Annotated in this window: 16 protein-coding genes and 1 riboswitch; of the genes, 12 read left to right on the plus strand and 4 right to left on the minus strand. The window is 70.8% G+C overall.

The features are described 5' to 3' along the window. The first annotated feature begins 28 nt into the window (after positions 1 to 28). From ABZS69_RS15520 to ABZS69_RS15565, 10 genes are all read left to right on the plus strand, one after another. Complete coding sequence (locus ABZS69_RS15520) at positions 29 to 625, plus strand: phosphoribosylanthranilate isomerase (RefSeq protein ID WP_355371815.1); 597 nt, start codon at positions 29 to 31, stop codon at positions 623 to 625. 46 nt (positions 626 to 671) lie between these two features. Further along, complete coding sequence (locus ABZS69_RS15525; RefSeq protein WP_355371817.1) at positions 672 to 1,427, plus strand: GNAT family N-acetyltransferase; 756 nt, start codon at positions 672 to 674, stop codon at positions 1,425 to 1,427. 578 nt (positions 1,428 to 2,005) lie between these two features. Continuing rightward, on the plus strand, positions 2,006 to 2,587 hold the full coding sequence (locus ABZS69_RS15530; protein WP_355371820.1) for a CDP-alcohol phosphatidyltransferase family protein: 582 nt from the start codon (positions 2,006 to 2,008) through the stop codon (positions 2,585 to 2,587). Positions 2,588 to 2,591: 4 nt separating this feature from the next. Further along, positions 2,592 to 5,096, plus strand: coding sequence for a mannose-1-phosphate guanyltransferase (locus ABZS69_RS15535; RefSeq protein WP_355371823.1), 2,505 nt, complete (start codon positions 2,592 to 2,594; stop codon positions 5,094 to 5,096). Positions 5,097 to 5,366: 270 nt separating this feature from the next. Further along, positions 5,367 to 5,879 carry an FHA domain-containing protein gene (locus tag ABZS69_RS15540; protein WP_355371826.1) on the plus strand — a complete coding sequence of 171 codons (513 nt, stop codon included), beginning with the start codon at positions 5,367 to 5,369 and terminating at the stop codon, positions 5,877 to 5,879. Positions 5,880 to 5,952: 73 nt separating this feature from the next. After that, entirely contained in the window at positions 5,953 to 6,579 is a 627-nt protein-coding gene (locus ABZS69_RS15545; protein ID WP_355371829.1) for a MerR family transcriptional regulator, read from the plus strand. Between the two features lie 134 nt (positions 6,580 to 6,713). After that, complete coding sequence (locus ABZS69_RS15550) at positions 6,714 to 7,184, plus strand: bifunctional nuclease family protein (protein WP_090771501.1); 471 nt, start codon at positions 6,714 to 6,716, stop codon at positions 7,182 to 7,184. Between the two features lie 147 nt (positions 7,185 to 7,331). Continuing rightward, the gene (locus ABZS69_RS15555; protein WP_355371832.1) at positions 7,332 to 7,952 is read left to right on the plus strand and encodes a MerR family transcriptional regulator; all 621 of its coding nucleotides are present in this window, start codon (positions 7,332 to 7,334) and stop codon (positions 7,950 to 7,952) included. A gap of 120 nt (positions 7,953 to 8,072) precedes the next feature. Next, positions 8,073 to 8,172: riboswitch (glycine riboswitch) on the plus strand. Between the two features lie 169 nt (positions 8,173 to 8,341). Then, entirely contained in the window at positions 8,342 to 11,167 is a 2,826-nt protein-coding gene (gene gcvP / locus ABZS69_RS15560; protein ID WP_355371835.1) for an aminomethyl-transferring glycine dehydrogenase, read from the plus strand. Positions 11,168 to 11,346: 179 nt separating this feature from the next. Next, the gene (locus ABZS69_RS15565) at positions 11,347 to 12,144 is read left to right on the plus strand and encodes a tetratricopeptide repeat protein (protein ID WP_355371837.1); all 798 of its coding nucleotides are present in this window, start codon (positions 11,347 to 11,349) and stop codon (positions 12,142 to 12,144) included. Positions 12,145 to 12,278: 134 nt separating this feature from the next. On the opposite strand, the gene ABZS69_RS15570 is transcribed toward ABZS69_RS15565, so the two are convergent. Further along, positions 12,279 to 12,632 carry a hypothetical protein gene (locus ABZS69_RS15570; protein WP_355371840.1) on the minus strand — a complete coding sequence of 118 codons (354 nt, stop codon included), beginning with the start codon at positions 12,630 to 12,632 and terminating at the stop codon, positions 12,279 to 12,281. Between the two features lie 82 nt (positions 12,633 to 12,714). Between ABZS69_RS15570 and ABZS69_RS15575 the strand changes: the two genes are divergently transcribed. Next, positions 12,715 to 13,305 carry an alpha/beta family hydrolase gene (locus ABZS69_RS15575; RefSeq protein ID WP_355371843.1) on the plus strand — a complete coding sequence of 197 codons (591 nt, stop codon included), beginning with the start codon at positions 12,715 to 12,717 and terminating at the stop codon, positions 13,303 to 13,305. Between the two features lie 7 nt (positions 13,306 to 13,312). Here ABZS69_RS15575 and ABZS69_RS15580 read toward each other — a convergent pair whose 3' ends face one another. Both ABZS69_RS15580 and ABZS69_RS15585 read right to left on the minus strand, forming a co-directional pair. Further along, positions 13,313 to 13,504, minus strand: coding sequence for a DUF5999 family protein (locus tag ABZS69_RS15580; RefSeq protein ID WP_355371846.1), 192 nt, complete (start codon positions 13,502 to 13,504; stop codon positions 13,313 to 13,315). Between the two features lie 200 nt (positions 13,505 to 13,704). After that, entirely contained in the window at positions 13,705 to 14,265 is a 561-nt protein-coding gene (locus ABZS69_RS15585; RefSeq protein WP_355371849.1) for a TetR/AcrR family transcriptional regulator C-terminal domain-containing protein, read from the minus strand. A 114-nt stretch (positions 14,266 to 14,379) separates the two neighbouring features. Here ABZS69_RS15585 and ABZS69_RS15590 point away from each other — a divergent pair, with 114 nt between their 5' ends. After that, positions 14,380 to 14,778 (plus strand): hypothetical protein, encoded by a 399-nt coding sequence (locus ABZS69_RS15590; RefSeq protein WP_355371852.1) that lies wholly within the window; start codon positions 14,380 to 14,382, stop codon positions 14,776 to 14,778. 171 nt (positions 14,779 to 14,949) lie between these two features. Here ABZS69_RS15590 and ABZS69_RS15595 read toward each other — a convergent pair whose 3' ends face one another. Continuing rightward, positions 14,950 to 16,284: an RNA polymerase sigma factor gene (locus ABZS69_RS15595; RefSeq protein ID WP_355371855.1), complete on the minus strand. Its 1,335-nt coding sequence runs from the start codon at positions 16,282 to 16,284 to the stop codon at positions 14,950 to 14,952. Between the last annotated feature and the right edge of the window lie 158 nt (positions 16,285 to 16,442).

The raw sequence follows: 16,442 nt of genomic DNA on the forward strand, positions 1-16,442 counted from the left end.
GGCCCCCGCCGCCGCTAAGGTCGGGGGTGTGGTGTATGTGAAGATCTGCGGGTTGAGCGAGCCCGAGCACGTGGCCACCGCCGTCGAGGCGGGCGCGGACGCGATCGGGTTCGTCATGACCCGGAGTCCCCGCAGGATCGCGCCCGAGCGGGCGGCGGAGCTGGCCGCGCTGGTGCCCGGCCATGTGCTGACCGTCGGGGTGTTCCGCGGTGAGGACCCGGACACGGTGCGCGCGGCGGTGCTGGAGTCCGGCGTGCGGGCCATCCAGCTGCACGGCAGGCACCCGCACGACGACTTCATCGCGCTCAAGGACCTCGGCCTGCGGCTGATCAGGGCCGTCGACGCGGAGGCCGACCTGCGCTGCGGGGCCTACGACGAGGACCTGCTCCTCGTGGACGCGCCCCACGCCGGCTCCGGGCAGCCGTGGGACTGGGCGGCCGTGCGCGGCCGCCCGTCCGGCCAGTGGCTGCTGGCCGGCGGGCTCAGCCCGTCGAACGTGACGGAGGCGATCGCGGCCGCCGACCCGTGGGGCGTCGACGTCTCCAGCGGCCTGGAGACCTCGCCCGGGGTGAAGGACTCGGCGCTCATCCGGGCGTTCGTCGAGGCGGTGCGCCACGTCGGCTGAGCTCGCCCCCGACCTGGACGCCGCCGCTGGGGACCTGGCTCGCGCGGTGGCCTTCCAGCACGCCTTCGCCCGCCGCAGGGCGCCGCGGGAGGCGGCCGTCCCGGGCGGGTTCGCGGTGCTGGACGACCGCTATCCCGGCTCGCACGACGACAACAAGCTCATCGTCGGCGCCGGGCCGGTCCCGGAGACGTACGGGGAGGCCCGGGAGGCGGCGGAGCGGCTGCTGCGGGCGGCTGACGAGGTGCTCGCGGCGCGGGGGCACCGGTTGGTGTGCGTGGACGACGACCGGCTCGGGGCGGCGCTCGCGCCCACGTTCGTCGCCGCGGGCTACGAGCACGAGACCAACCTGATCATGGCCTTCCGCGGCCCGGCCCCGTCCGCCCCCGTGGTGGCTGAACGGCTCTCCTTCTCCGAGCTGCTGCCCGTGCTGCGGCGCGACTGGCGCCACACGCTGCCGCAGGCGCCGGACGAGGTGATCGACGGGCTCGCCCGCCGCGTGGAAGGGCGGCTGCGCGGGGCCGACGCGGTGAGCTTCTGGGGGGTGCGCGCCCCGGACGGGGAGATCGCGGCCAGGGCCGACCTGTACGAGCACGCGGGCGTCGCCCAGATCGAGAGCGTCTTCACCGGCGCGGAGCATCGGGGGAAGGGGCATGCGCGTGCCTTGATGACCACGCTGCTCGCGCAGGCGGCGGCGGCCGGGCTGATCTTCCTGGTAGCCGACGCGGCCGACTGGCCGAAGGACTTCTACGCCAAGCTCGGCTTCGCCGAAGTGGGCCGCACCCACGCCTTCCTCCGCACCTGACCGGCCCTCCGCCAGAGCGCTGAGCCCGGCTGCCAGGTCGGCGGCTCGCCCCCGACGGGCCTGCGCAGTGGGTGAGCCGCACGGGAGACGCCGGTCCGCGCCGGGTCAGCCGCACCGGGGGCGCCGGTCCATGGTGGGCGACCCCCACGGGCGATGCCTGGCCGTCGTGCGCGAAGGCCCGCCCGACGCGCGCCGGGAGGCGCCACCCGCACCCCGAGGCACCCGCCCCGCACCTGGGACGCCCGCCCTCCACCTGGGGCGTCCGCGCTCTGCAACGGTCGCGCCAGGATGCGCCCCGGCCCCAGGACGCACCCCTGCTCGCGGGGCCCGCGCCTCCTACGGGGGAGGGGCCGCTACGGGGGAGGGGCCGCCTACGCCAGAGAGGCCGCCTACTCGGGAGGGGGCGCGCGCGAGGGTGGGAGGCGGTCGAAGTGCCCTGTGCCCTGTGCCCAGTGTCCTGGGGTGGGCAGGGCGTCGGGGTGGGTGCGAGGAGGCGGCCGGTGCGGGTGGGGCCGGCGGTAACCCGAGCGCCACCGGCGGGGCCGCTGTGTTGGAGTTCCACGCAGTAGGGTCTGCTCGTGAGCGAAACTTCCGCCGAGGACCGGATCTGGACGGTTCCCAACCTGCTGAGCTTCCTGCGACTCCTCGGCGTCCCCGTGTTCCTCTGGCTGGTTCTCGGGCCCAAGGCGGACGGGTGGGCCATCGCGATCCTGGCGGTGGCCGGTTTCACGGACTGGCTCGACGGGAAGATCGCTCGCGCCTTCAACCAGACCAGCAGGCTCGGCCGGCTGATCGACCCTGCGGCCGACAAGCTCTACGTCTTCGCCACCATCGCCGGTCTGCTGCTCCGCGACGTCATCCCGTGGTGGCTGGTGGCGGTCATCCTCGGACGCGAACTCTTCGTCGCCTGTTTCTTCCCCGTACTTCGCAAACACGGATACAAGGCACTCCAGGTGCATTACCTGGGCAAGGCAGCCATGTTCAACCTCATGTACGCCTTCCCGCTCCTCTTCCTTGCCTCCCATACGGGGTGGTATGCCGAAATAGCACGAATTGTCGGGTGGGCATTCGCGCTCTGGGGAACAGGCCTGTACTGGTGGGCAGGTGTGCTGTATGTGGTACAGGTGCGCCAACTCGTAACCTCGGCCAAAAAGGAGTGATCGGGTGAAGGCGGTCGTCATGGCAGGCGGAGAGGGAACTCGGCTGCGTCCCATGACAGCCAACCAACCCAAGCCCCTGCTGCCCGTGGTCAACCGCCCGATCATGGAGCACGTGCTGCGCCTGCTGAAGCGCCACGGCATCACCGAGACGGTGGTCACGCTCCAGTTCCTGGCGGCGCTCGTGCGCAACTACTTCGGCGACGGCGACGAACTGGGCATGAGCCTCCAGTACGCCACCGAAGACCTGCCGCTCGGCACGGCGGGCAGCGTCAAGAACGCCGAGGACCGCCTCCGCGACGACCGTTTCCTGGTGATCTCCGGAGACGCCCTGACAGATATCGATTTAACCGACATGATCCGGTTTCATCGTGAAAATTCGGCACTTGTGACAATCGGTCTGAAGCGGGTGCCGAACCCCCTCGAGTTCGGGATCATCATCGTCGACGACGGGGGCCGCGTTCAGCGGTTCCTCGAGAAGCCCACCTGGGGCCAGGTCTTCTCCGACACCGTCAACACCGGCATCTACATCATGGAGCCCGAGGTCCTCGACGCCGTCGCCGCGGGCGAGCCCGTCGACTGGTCCGCCGACGTCTTCCCCGCCCTCCTCGACCGCGGCGCCGCGATCTACGGCTACGTGGCCGACGGCTACTGGGAGGACGTCGGCACCCACGACAGCTACCTCAAGGCCCAGGCCGACGCCCTGTCCGGCAGGGTCAACCTGGAGATCGGCGGATTCGAGCTCTCTCCGGGCGTCTGGGTCGCCGACTCGGCCTCGGTCGACCCCGACGCCGTGCTCAAGGGCCCGCTGCTCATCGGCGACTACGCCAAGGTCGAGGCGGGCGCCGAGCTGCGCGAATACACCGTGCTCGGCAACAACGCCGTCGTCCGCGAGGGCGCCTTCCTGCACCGCGCGGTCGTCCACGACAACGTCTACCTCGGCCCCGGCGCCCACCTGCGCGGCTGCGTCATCGGCAAGAGCACCGACGTCATGACCGGCGCCCGCATCGAGGAGAACGCCGTCATCGGCGACGAGTGCGTCATCGAGCCCGAGGCGTACGTCTCCAGCGGCGTCAGGGTCTACCCGTTCAAGACCATCGAGGCCGGCGCGGTCGTCAACACCAGCGTCATCTGGGAGTCGCGCGGCCAGCGCAACCTGTTCGGCCCCCGAGGCGTCAGCGGCCTGGTCAACGTCGAGATCACCGCCGAGCTGTGCGTCCGGCTGGCCAGCGCGTACGCCACCACCTTGAAGAAGGGCGAGTACGTCGTCACCTCCCGCGACTGCTCCCTGGCCGCCAGGGCGCTCAAGCGGGCGGTCATCGGCGCGCTCACCGCGGGCGCGATCAACGTCCTGGACCTGGAGGCCGCCCCGCTGCCCGTCACCCGCTTCCACACCGCCCGCGAGTCGGCCGCCGGCGGCATCACGCTGCGCACCACCCCGGGCGACCCGCAGAGCGTGGACATCGTGATCATGGACGGCCGCGGCGCCGACCTGCCCCCGGCCGCGCAGCGCAAGCTGGAGCGGGTCTTCTCCCGGCAGGAGTTCCGCCGGGCGTTCCCGGGCGAGATCGCCGAGCTGACCTATCCGGCCAGAGCCGTGGAGGACTACACCCAGGAGCTCCTGCGCCACGTGGACGTGGGCGACGTCAGGGACATGAAGGTCGTCGTGGACTGCGCGGGCGGCACCTCCTCGCTGGTGCTGCCCACGCTGCTCGGCCGCGTCGGGGTCGAGGTGCTCACCGTCAACGCCCGCCTCGACGACGTCTCGCCCACCGAGACGCTCGCCGAGCGCCGCCGCGACCTGCAGCGACTGTCGGAGCTGGTCAGCTCGTCGCGGGCGGCGTTCGGGGTCCGGTTCGACCCGGTCGGCGAGCGGATCGCCCTGGTGGACGAGATGGGCCAGCTCATCAACGACGAACGCTCCCTGCTCGTCGTGCTCGACCTGGTCGCCGCCGAGCGCAGGGGCGGCCAGGTGGCCCTGCCGGTCACCACGACCCGGGTCGCCGAGCAGGTCTGCCGCTTCCACGGCGTGCAGGTGCAGTGGACCTCCACCGCGCTCGACGCCCTCACCTCGGCCGCCGCCGGCCGCGACATGATCTTCGCGGCGGACGGGCGCGGCGGCTTCGTCGTGCCGGAGTTCAGCGCCGCCATCGACGGGCTGGCCTCGTTCATGCGCCTGCTCGGGCTGGTGGCCCGCACCCGGCTGTCGCTCAGCCAGATCGACGCCAGGATCCCCGAGGTGAAGATGCTCAAGCGCACCGTCCCCACGCCGTGGGCGGCCAAGGGCGCCGTGATGCGCTCGGTCATCGAGGCGGCGGAGGCGGAGCACGAGGGCCACCGCATCGACACCACCGACGGCGTGCGGGTGGCCCACGACGACGGGAGCTGGGTGCTCGTGCTGCCCGCCGCCACCGAGCCGGTGACCGACCTGTGGGCCGAGGCGGGCGACATGGACGGCGCCCAGGCTCTGCTTGAACGGTGGGCCCGCATCGTGGAGCAGGCCGCCATGTGAACAATGGTCGCGGAGAGTGACGAAAAAGCCTTTGCACTTGACGTGCCCAGACAGTGCCGCAAGATCGTAATGTAGAAACGCGCGGCGGCATGGACCACGGGGCGGAAGCGGCGGTAACTTTGTCTGCGTCCAAACCACAGTCCAGTGCCCCGCCTTGACCTTTGCCGCTGATCAGCGTATGTTGCGGCATTCGCAAACTTGAAAAAGCGAAGCGAGGCGCGTCTTTGAGCACCGTCGCCGCGTCTTCGCGGTAGGAGGCCGAGCCGATCGATGCCGAGCGTCTACTGCACGCAGTGCGGGCACGCCAACCCCGAGGATGCCCGTTTCTGTTCCCGCTGTGGGTCACCGCTGACCAGACCCGAGGTCTCCGGGGACACCACGTCGACGATCTCCATCGCGGGAATCGAGGCATACGAGGCTGAGGCAGGCGACATGCTCCTGGCGGAGCGGGCTCTGGTCGAGCAGCTGCCGCCCGGCACGGCGCTGCTCACGGTGACCAGAGGCCCCAACCAGGGGAGCCGTTTCCGGCTGGACAAAAATCTCACCACGACCGGGCGCCATCCGGAGAGTGACATCTTCCTCGACGACATCACGGTCTCCCGCCGCCACGTGGAGTTCTACCGCCACCCCGGCGGCCAGTTCTCCGTGCGCGACGTGGGCAGCCTCAACGGCACCTACGTCAACAGGGAGCGCATCGAGGAGGTTCCCCTGCACTCCGGAGACGAGGTGCAGATCGGCAAGTTCCGCCTCGTCTTCCTGATGCGGGCCAACGCCGGCGTATGAGCGAGCGGAGAGAGCGACTCGTGGACGCGCCTTCCCGGGAGGTCAAATGACCTCCCAGGCGGCGCGCTCTCACATGAGCATCGGGGAAGTGCTCGCGCTCCTTCAGGGCGAGTTCCCCGATGTGACGATCTCCAAGATCCGCTTCCTCGAGGGCGAGGGGCTGATCGAGCCGGAGCGCAGCCCGTCCGGCTACCGTAAGTTCACCCATCTGCACGTGGAGCAGCTGCGCTTCATCCTGCGCGAGCAGCGTGACCATTACCTGCCGCTGCGGGTGATCAAGGACAGGATGGCCGAGAGCTTCGGCCGCCCGCGCGCGGTGCAGGAGAAGCAGGAGATCCGGCTCAGCCGGGCCGAGCTGATCGAGGCCGCGGGGATCGACGACGAGACGCTCAGCGAGCTGGAGGACTACGGCCTGCTCGCCCCGGTGGCCAGGCGCTACGACGAAGAGGCGCTCAATGTGGCCCGCAGCGTCGGCGCGCTGGCCCAGTTCGGCCTGCGCGCCCGCCACCTGCGCGCGGTCAAGGCCGCGGCCGAGCGCGAGTGCGGGCTCGTCGAGCAGGCCGTCGCTCCGATACTCAAACGACGGGCCCCCGGCGCCATCGGGGAGGCCGACGAGGTCGCCAGGGAGCTTTCCACGCTCCTGCTCGACCTGCACGCATCCCTTGTGCGGTCGGGGATCCGGTCCGTGCTGGGGCGTTGAGACGCTGGCGAGCTGGGAGGCGGAGGCGCATTCCACGCCCGCCGGGTGTTACGTTGAATTGCAGTAGCCAGTCAGCAGAAGCGACCAGCAAATAGAGCTGTGCCGGGTGACCGGTCAGGAATACGGAGCAGCCCGTGTTGCAGATGGAGGTCGTGGGCGTTCGAGTTGAAATGCCCACAAATCAGCCGATCGTCTTGCTCAAGGAGGCACACGGGGAGCGGTTCCTTCCTATCTGGATTGGCATGACCGAGGCGACGGCCATCGCCCTGGCCCAGGCGGAGGAGCCACCACCGCGGCCGCTCACGCACGACCTCTTCCGGGACGTGCTGAGCGCTCTGGGCGTCGGCCTGAGAGCGGTCAACATCGTCGCCCTGCGTGACGGCATCTTCTTCGCCGACCTGGTGTTCTCCAACGGCGTGGAGGTGAGCGCGCGGCCGTCCGACTCGATCGCGCTCGCCCTGCGCACCGGAGCGCGCATCTTCGCCAGCGAGGAGGTCGTCCAGGAGGCCGGGGTGATCATCCCGGACGACCAGGAAGACGAGGTGGAGAAGTTCAGGGAGTTCCTTGACACGATCACTCCCGAAGACTTCGGCAGGGCGGGGTAGGTATTTCGGTGCATTTACGCTTCACGACGCGCCGAGCCGGATCGTTGACTGGGCATGGTCACGGTCCTACGGTGCAAGTGAAACCCGTGGTCGCCCTTTACGAACCCCCAGATCAGGCCACGGGATGAGAGAAAGCCGGAGGTCCGCGTGGCGGTCAGCAGCGGCGAGGGAAAGACGGCCGGCCAGGAAGATCCGGTTCGGCGCGAGAGCGCGCGGCAGCGTGCCGGGGAGCAGGGCCTGCTCTTCGACGAACAGCCGGCGTCGCTGCCGGCGGACATCGGATACCGCGGGCCGACGGCCTGCTCGGCGGCCGGCATCACCTACAGGCAGCTCGACTACTGGGCGCGCACGGGTCTCGTGGAGCCCACGATAAGAGCGGCGCAGGGCTCGGGCTCCCAGCGGCTCTACAGCTTCCGCGACATCCTGGTGCTCAAGGTCGTCAAGCGGCTCCTCGACACAGGGGTGTCGCTCCAGCAGATCCGCACGGCCGTGCAGCATCTGCGTGACCGCGGGGTCGCCGACCTCGCGCAGATCACGCTCATGAGCGACGGCGTCAGCGTCTACGAGTGCACCTCGGCCGACGAGGTGATAGACCTGCTCCAGGGCGGTCAGGGCGTGTTCGGCATCGCGCTCGGCCGGGTCTGGCGAGAGGTCGAGGGCTCCCTCGCGGAGCTGCCGGGGGAACGAGCGGCGGTCGAGGACACCGTCCCGGCCGACCATCCCGCTGACGAACTGGCCCGCCGCCGCCGCGCGCGGGGCCTCAGCTAGCGTAAAACCCCTTCTGCCATGGGCCGCGGGATGCGGCCCATCGGGCACTCCGTGCATAACGCGCCAACGGGGAAATTCTGGCGTAACGCGGATGGTTGTAACCTAGGACAGCAAGGCTGACGACCCCGTGCGGGAGAGTCCTTGAGGCCCACGGGTCTCGGGGCGCCGAAGGAGCAACCCTCCCCGGAATCTCTCAGGCACCCTGTACCGCTCGGGTGAGGCAACTCTGGAAAGCAGGCGCACCTGCCAGGCGCGCCTCACCGACGGTGCAAGCCCCAGTCCAGGGGTGAAGCTCTCAGGTCGCGGCGTCGCCGCGCTGACAGAGGGGGAGATCCGGCACTCGCCCGCGCCACGGCGCCGGTCTCCAAAAGCCTCGGGAGGCACTGTCCATGACCGACCTGTCAGCCCCGCCGTTCTCGTCCCGGCACATCGGCCCGTCTGAGTCCGAGCAGCAGCGCATGCTCGAGGCCGTGGGCTTCGAGTCCGTGGCGGATCTGGTGGCCGTGGCCGTCCCCGAGGCCATCAGGGCCAAGGACCGGCTCAATCTGCCCGCCGCCGTCGGCGAGGCCGAGGCCATCGCCGAGCTGCGCGCCCTGGCCGGGCGCAACCGCGTGCTCACCTCCATGATCGGCCTGGGCTACCACGACACGATCACGCCCGCCGTCATCCGCCGCAGCCTGCTGGAGAACCCGGGCTGGTACACCGCCTACACCCCGTACCAGCCGGAGATCTCGCAGGGGCGCCTGGAGGCGCTGCTGAACTTCCAGACCGTCGTCTCCGACCTGACGGGCCTGCCCGTCGCGGGCGCCTCCCTCCTCGACGAGGCCACGGCCGCCGCCGAGGCGATGACCCTGGCCCGCCGCGCGGGCAAGTCCAAGAGCAGCGTGTTCGTGGTGGACGCCGACGCGCTGCCGCAGACCAAGGCCGTGCTCGCCACCAGGGCCGAGCCCCTGGGCATCACGCTGGTGGAGCACTCCCTCGACGGCGAGCTGCCCGAGTGCTTCGGCGTGCTCGTCCAGTACCCGGGCGCGTCCGGGCGGCTGCGCGACTTCCGCGCCGTGGCCGCCGCCGCGCACGAGGCGGGCGCGCTCGTGGTGGCCGCCGCCGACCTGCTGGCCCTCACCCTCGTGGCCGCGCCCGGCGAGCTGGGCGCCGACATCGCGATCGGGTCCTCGCAGCGGTTCGGGGTGCCGTTCGGGTTCGGCGGGCCGCACGCCGCCTACATGTCCGTACGCGAGGGCCTGCAGCGCCAGATCCCGGGACGCCTGGTCGGCGTGTCGGTGGACGCCGACGGCGACCCCGCCTACCGGCTGGCCCTGCAGACCCGCGAGCAGCACATCCGCCGCGAGAAGGCCACCAGCAACATCTGCACCGCGCAGGTCCTGCTCGCCGTCATCGCGAGCATGTACGCCGTCTACCACGGCCCCGAGGGCCTGCGCCGGATCGCCCACCGGGTGCACCGGCACGCCGTCGCCCTGGCCGACGGGCTGCGCGAGGCGGGCCTGGAGGTCGTGCACGGCGACTTCTTCGACACCGTGCTCGTCCGCGTGCCGGGCCGGGCCGCCGAGGTGGTCGCCGCCGCCGTCGAGCGGGGCGTGAACCTCTGGCGGGCCGACGACGACCACGTGTCGATCTCCTGCGACGAGAAGACCGGCGCCGCCGAGGTCGCCAAGGTGTGGGCCGCCTTCGGCGTCGACCGCACCGACGTGACCCTGGAGGCGGACGCGCTGCCCGCCTCGCTGGAGCGCGAGTCCGGCTACCTCACCCACCCGGTCTTCCACAGCCACCGCTCCGAGACCGCCATGCTGCGCTACCTGCGCAAGCTGCAGGACAAGGACATCGCGCTCGACCGCTCCATGATCCCGCTCGGCTCCTGCACGATGAAGCTGAACGCGACCACCGAGATGGAGCCGATCACCTGGCCCGAGTTCGCGGCGATCCACCCGTACGCGCCCGAGGACCAGGCCGCGGGCTACCGCGAGCTGATCGGCACGCTGGAGGGCTGGCTGGCCGAGGTGACCGGCTACGACAGCGTCTCCATCCAGCCCAACGCCGGCTCGCAGGGCGAGTTCGCCGGGCTGCTGGCCATCCGCGCCTACCACCGCGCGGGCGGACACGGCGAGCGCGACGTCTGTCTCATCCCCTCCTCCGCCCACGGCACCAACGCCGCCAGCGCGGTCATGGCGGGCATGCGGGTCGTGGTCGTGGCCTGCGACGACGACGGCAACGTGGACCTGGCCGACCTCGACGCCAAGATCGACAAGCACCGCGACGCGCTGGCCGCGATCATGGTGACCTACCCCTCGACGCACGGCGTGTACGAGGAGACGATCACCGAGGTGTGCGCCAAGGTGCACGACGCCGGCGGCCAGGTCTACGTGGACGGCGCCAACCTCAACGCGCTGGTCGGGCTGGCCAAGCCGGGTGAGTTCGGGGCCGATGTGTCCCACCTCAACCTGCACAAGACGTTCTGCATCCCGCACGGGGGCGGCGGCCCGGGGGTCGGCCCGGTCGCGGTGCGCGGCCACCTGTCCGCGTTCCTGCCCGGCCACCCGCTGCACGACGGCACGCCGGTCGGGCCCGTCTCGGCGGCCCCGTACGGCTCGGCCGGGATCCTGCCGATCTCGTGGGCGTACATCAGGATGATGGGCTCCGAGGGGCTCACGGCGGCCACCGAGCAGGCCATCCTGTCGGCGAACTACCTGGCCAGGCGGATCGCCCCGCACTTCCCCGTGCTCTACACCGGGCGCGGCGGGCTGGTGGCCCACGAGTGCATCGTCGACCTGCGGCAGATCACCAAGGAGACCGGGGTCACCGTGGACGACGTGGCCAAGCGGCTCATCGACTACGGCTTCCACGCGCCGACCATGTCGTTCCCCGTGGCGGGCACGCTGATGATCGAGCCGACCGAGAGCGAGGACCTCGGGGAGCTCGACCGGTTCGTGGACGCGCTGATCGCCATCCGCGGCGAGATCGACAAGGTGGCGTCGGGGGCCTACGACCGGGTGGACAACCCGCTGCGCAACGCCCCCCACACGGCCGAGTCGGTCAGCGCCGACGAGTGGACCCACCCGTACCCGCGCAGCGAGGCCGCCTATCCGCTGTCGTCGCTGCGGGACGGCAAGTACTGGGTGCCGGTGCGCCGGATCGACCAGGCGTACGGGGACCGGAACCTGGTCTGCTCCTGCCCGCCGCTGGAGGCCTACGAGGACTGAGGGCCTGGCGGCATGGGTCCTCGTCGCTGCGCGTACGAGGACCAGGGGCTCACCGGGCGGGTGTGGAACCCCCGCGCCCGCCCAGGGTCCGAAGCCGGCCATTCCTTCCGCGTCAACTGAGCAGACATGATCGCCGGAAATGGTTAGGCTCGGTGCGACCGTCGCCAGAAGGAGCTCTCTTGACGTCCTCAGAGCTGGAGACCGCGCCCCTAGATGCCGCCCGCCGCCTGGCCGAACGCGGTGATCTCGACGGCGCCGCCGCCATCCTCGCCGAGCTGGTCGCCGACCCTCGCGATCCCGACCGGGCCCAGGCCGCGGTGGGGCTCGCCGTGGTGCTGGAGGAGCGCGGCGACGTGGAGGCCGCCAGGAAGGCCGCCAGGACCGCGCTGGCCACCGGACACCCCGAGTACGCCGCCCAGGCCGCCTGCCACCTGGCGCAGGGCTTCGAGCGGGAGGGGCGCGCCGAGCAGGCCAGGGCCGCCTGGCAGGCCGTCCTGGGGGTCGGCACGGCGGCCTACGTGCCGCTGGCCCATCTCGCGCTGGCCCGGCTGGCCATGGGCGCCGGCGACCTGGACGAGACCGAGAAGGAGCTGCGGGCCGCCATGGAGAGCGGCGACCCGGGCGTCGGCGCGCACGCGGCCCAGCAACTGGCCGACCTGCTGCTGGAGCACGGGGAGCCAGGGGCGGCGGCCGACGTGCTCCTGGACGCGCTGGAGGTGGCCCCGGACGAGGAGGTGGCGGGGCTGCGGGTCCAGCTCGGGATCGCGCATCTGGAGCTGGCCTGCGCGGAGTTCGCCGAGAGCGTCGAGTACGGGGTGGACCCGCAGACCAGCGCCCTGGCCATCGAGCTCCTGGCCAGGACGCTGCCGCTGCGCGGGCGCGCCGACGACGCGGGGCGGGTGTGGTCGTACGGGCTGGAGCACGAGAACGAGACCCTCGCCGCCGAGGTCCGCCTGCGCTATCACCGCGACGCCTGAGACCCCGCGACACTTGAAACCCCGCGCCACCTGAAACACGACGCCGGAAACGCCGCGGCCCGGGAACGGGCAGCGGAAGGGGGCGGGGGCGCTCCCGTGGCCTCCGCCGGGTGCCTGCCGATCGCTCGCAGGGGTCAGTAGTTGCGGCGCATGATGGCCGCGGCCGAGGCCACGTTGATGACCACGATCGCGATCCACGTGATCGTCAGCCCCACCAGCCCCGCGTTGCCGGCCGCGATGGCCGTCAAGGGGATGCCGATGCCCATCGAGCCCAGCGCGATCGGGATCATCGCCGCGCCGGGAGTGCTCTTCTGGCGGTGCGGCGTGGCGCCGTGGTGGTCCAGCTCGGCGCGTACGCGAGCGGAGATCGTGGCGTCGAGCCGTTCCACGAACGACTCGACGAGCGCGGCTTCGTACTCGGGACCGAGGTCCCGGCGGGCGTCCAGGGTGGCCTGGAGATCATCCCGGATAGGGCGCTTATCTGGCATGACAGTAATCATCCATCGCTGGCGCCACGCCGTCATCCAACCTGAGGGCTAGGGCGCGATCCTCCCCAGGTACGGTGCTGGCATGGAGGTCATGACCCCGCGGGGGCCCGCGCTCGTCCAGGTGGACGAGGTCGCGGACCCGCGCCTGCTGCTGGTGCTCACCCACGGTTCTGCCGGGGGAGTGGAGGCTCCCGACCTGCTGGCCGTACGGGAGGCCGCGCTCGAGGCCGGGGCCGTCGTGGCCAGGGTGACGCAGGCGTTCAGGGTGGCGGGGGCGCGGGCGCCGGGTTCGGCGGTCAAACAGGACGAGGCGTGGGAGATCGTCCTCAAGGAGGTGCGCACGCTCTGGCCTGGGCTGCCTCTGGTGCAGGGTGGCCGGAGCAACGGGGCGCGGGTCGCCTGCCGTACGGCCGGGGCGGTCGGTGCGGCGGCCGTGGTGGCGCTGGCCTTTCCGCTGCACCCGCCGGGGAAGCCGGAACGCTCCAGGGCCGACGAGCTACGCGGCGCCGGGGTTGACGTGCTGGTGGTCAACGGGGACCGGGATCCGTTCGGCGTGCCGGACGCCGCTGACGCGGCACGCCTGGTGGTGCTGCCGGGAGAGGGACACGACCTCAAGAAGGACCCCGCCCGAGTGGGCGAGGTCGTGGCGGAGTGGATAGTCCACTACGCCTAGTCCTAGCTCATGCCGCGCCGACCACGGGCCGGTGGGGCGCGATGGAGGCGCCGCTGGGCAGGAGCTCCCCGGTGTCCTCGAACAGGACGACACCGTTGCAGAGCAGGCTCCACCCCTGCTCGGGGTGGCAGGCGAGAGTGCGTGCCTTCTCGCGGTCGGGCGCCTCGGCATCCGGACAGGCCGGGTCGTGCGGGCACATCGGCGTGCCTCCGATATCTCGTGGGATGCTCCCGTTTGGAGGGTCGGGAGCCGGCTCGGGTTGTTGTCGTGGCAAGTGTGCGACAGAAGTCACACTCCCGGACATAGTCCATCAGGACTGTTACAGGAGAGATCCCCGTTCGTGTGACCTTCGACACAGCGTGCCGTATGCAGGATAACGGGCCAAGCGTGACACGCGCACTACGTTTGCAATCCCTTGAGCAGAGCGTCGAGCCCGCGCTCGAAATCGATATCTGCTCTTTCGTCCCTCCTAACCCATTCGTCAACCTCAGGATCGGCCCAGCCCGACTGCTGCACCTCGACGGCCACGCTCCCGAAGACGAAGGCCCGCAGCGATCGCACGGCTTCCGCCGCGTCGCTCAGCCCGCCGTCGGCGAGCTGCTCCGTCTGCTCCCTGATGGCCAGGGACGTGGCGCCCTTGGGGGGCTTGGTCAGGGCCAGCGCGAGCACGCCCGGATGCTCGCGCAGCAGCTCCCGCCCCGCCCGGCACCAGGCCCTGGCCGTCTCCTGCCAGGTGGACGCCTGCTCGACGCGGACCGAGGTGACGTGCTCGGCCAGGGCGTCCATCAACGCCTCCTTGCCCCTGGGCAGGTGGTGGTAGATGGCCATGGCCTCCACCTGCAGGGCATCGCCCAGCCGGCGCATGGTGAGCCGCCGCAGGCCCTGGCTGTCGGCGATGTGGAGCGCGGCCTCGATGATCCGCTCGCGGGAGAGCGGGACGGGCGGTCTCTTGGCGGGCATGGAGATCATCTTACTTCGTAAAGCCGCTCGCGCCGGGTCGATTTCCCGCTGTGTCGCCAGACGGCGTACCCTTGGCGGTTGAACGAGTACCGGCTGGGTGAAGGGGCAGGTTCGATGGCGTTTTTCCGTCCGCGGGTGAGCCGGGAGGCCGAGGTTCGCTACCACGCGGACCAGGAGATCTCCAAGAGCTTCCCCGAGTTGCTCGACAAGGCCAGGGAGGCCGAGGAGACGCTGCGTGAGCTGCGGGCCGCGACGGCGGACGACGTCGAGCTGCTGGCGGCCGGGCGGGTCTTCGACCGGGCGCTGACCGACGCCCTGCGGGCCGCCGAGGCGGGGCAGCGGGCCACGTTCGGGGTCAAGGCCTACGACGACCGGATCGCCCGCCGCAAGGCCAAGGCGACTCCCGCCGGGTCGATGTGGACGGCCGAGGTCGACCGGCTGCGCACGCTGCGCGAGGACAACCGGATGTGGGGGATCCCGCGCGTGCCCCGTCCGGTGCCCGCGACCCTCTGATCTCACGACTTTCCGCCCCGAGGCCCCATGCCGGGCTTCGGGGCGGCCGCGTTTCCCGGGCGTGTCTCCCGGTCGGGGTTTCCCGGACGCGTTACCCGGACGCGTCGCCACGGGCGGGCGCATGAAGAAGCCCCGGCACAGCCTCCCTCGTTGTGCCGGGGCTTCGGGTTCTCAGCTCGCCCAGTCCAGCAGCGGGCGGGTGTTGCTGGGGTGGCGGAGCTTGGACAGCGACTCCTTCTCCAGCTGGCGGATCCGCTCCCGGGTCAGCCCCAGGTGCTTGCCGATCTCGTCCAGCGTGTGGGGCTTGCCGTCCACCAGGCCGAAGCGGAGCGCCATGATCTTCGACTCCCGGGGCGAGAGGTTGTCGAGGACGCCACGCAGCTGGTCGCCCAGCAGCTGGCGGTCGACGATCTCCGAAGCCTCGGGCGAGTCCACGTCCTCGATGAGGTCGCCGATCGTGGTCTCCCCGTCCTCGCCGATCGTGGCGTTGAGCGAGATCGGCTGGCGGCTGGTGCGCAGCAGCTCCTCGATCTGGTCGGGCGTCTTGTCCAGCTCGACGGCCAGCTCCTCGGGCGTGGGCTCGCGTCCCAGGCGCTGGTGCATGTCACGCTCGACGCGCGACAGCTTGGAGAGCATCTCCAGCACGTGCACTGGCAGCCGGATCGTACGGGCCGAGTCGGCGAAACCGCGCTGGATGGCCTGCCTGATCCACCACATGGCGTACGTGGAGAACTTGAACCCCTTGGTGTAGTCGAACTTCTCCACGGCCCTGATCAGGCCCAGGTTGCCCTCCTGGACCACGTCCAGCAGCGACATGCCGCGGTCGGTGTACTTCTTGGCGACCGACACCACGAGCCGCAGGTTGGCCTCCAGCATGTGGTCCTTGGCCTGCCTGCCGTCCTCGATCACCAGGTGGAGGTCCTCCTTGGCGGCGGCGGGCAGGTCGGGCTCGGTCTCCAGCTTGTACTCGGCGTACAGGCCCGCCTCGATCCGCCGGGCCAGCTCGACCTCCTGTGCCGCGGTGAGCAGCGTGCGGCGGCCGATGGACTTGAGATAGGTGTGCACGGAGTCGCCCATGACCGACTGGTTGTCGTCCAGGTCGTTCTGCTCGCCGTCGTTGTCGAGCTCGGAGTCCTCGCCGCTCAGCAGGTCCTCCGGCACGTCCTCCTCGTGCTCCGGCTTGGGCTCGGGGCGGGTCACGGCCTTGGCGGCGATCTCCGTGGCGGTTTTTGCCTCCGTGCCCTTGCGGCCGGTAGTCTTTGCACGCGCGGGCTTCCTGGAGGTCTTCTTCGGGGCGGTCTTGCTGAGAGACGGCTCGTTCTCGGCGGCCAGGCTCACACCGCTCTCCGAGAGCTCGCGCAGGATCGTGCGGCCTTCAGAGGGGCTGATACCGGCGTCCGCGAAGGCGTCACGCAGCTCCGCGAGAGAAAGGTGACCCTGGGCTCGCCCTCGTTCAATCAGTTGGTCGAGAGTCGCAGGTGGGGTCGCTACGGCGGTTCTGGGCATGAGGACACCTCCTCCGTACGGAGTCGAAGCGATCAGGCAGGTTGTGGTGGGGCGGCTTCTGTCCGCACGGCGCACCAGTATCAATAACGCCAATCGCTGTCATTTGTTCCCGCTGGGATGAAAAAGGGGCGGAACGCCCCCACGGACGAACCGCCCCT

The sequence above is a fragment of the Nonomuraea sp. NPDC005650 genome (genome assembly GCF_040605375.1).
Taxonomy (GTDB): domain Bacteria; phylum Actinomycetota; class Actinomycetes; order Streptosporangiales; family Streptosporangiaceae; genus Nonomuraea.

Coding starts and splice junctions, on each gene's coding strand:
- ABZS69_RS15540 (WP_355371826.1), top strand. CDS start 5,367: ATGCCGAGCGTCTACTGCACGCAGTGCGGGCACGCCAACCCCGAGGAT.
- ABZS69_RS15545 (WP_355371829.1), top strand. CDS start 5,953: ATGAGCATCGGGGAAGTGCTCGCGCTCCTTCAGGGCGAGTTCCCCGAT.
- gcvP (WP_355371835.1), top strand. CDS start 8,342: ATGACCGACCTGTCAGCCCCGCCGTTCTCGTCCCGGCACATCGGCCCG.
- ABZS69_RS15570 (WP_355371840.1), bottom strand. CDS start 12,632: ATGCCAGATAAGCGCCCTATCCGGGATGATCTCCAGGCCACCCTGGAC.
- ABZS69_RS15575 (WP_355371843.1), top strand. CDS start 12,715: ATGGAGGTCATGACCCCGCGGGGGCCCGCGCTCGTCCAGGTGGACGAG.
- ABZS69_RS15580 (WP_355371846.1), bottom strand. CDS start 13,504: ATGTGCCCGCACGACCCGGCCTGTCCGGATGCCGAGGCGCCCGACCGC.
- ABZS69_RS15585 (WP_355371849.1), bottom strand. CDS start 14,265: ATGCCCGCCAAGAGACCGCCCGTCCCGCTCTCCCGCGAGCGGATCATC.
- ABZS69_RS15590 (WP_355371852.1), top strand. CDS start 14,380: ATGGCGTTTTTCCGTCCGCGGGTGAGCCGGGAGGCCGAGGTTCGCTAC.
- ABZS69_RS15595 (WP_355371855.1), bottom strand. CDS start 16,284: ATGCCCAGAACCGCCGTAGCGACCCCACCTGCGACTCTCGACCAACTG.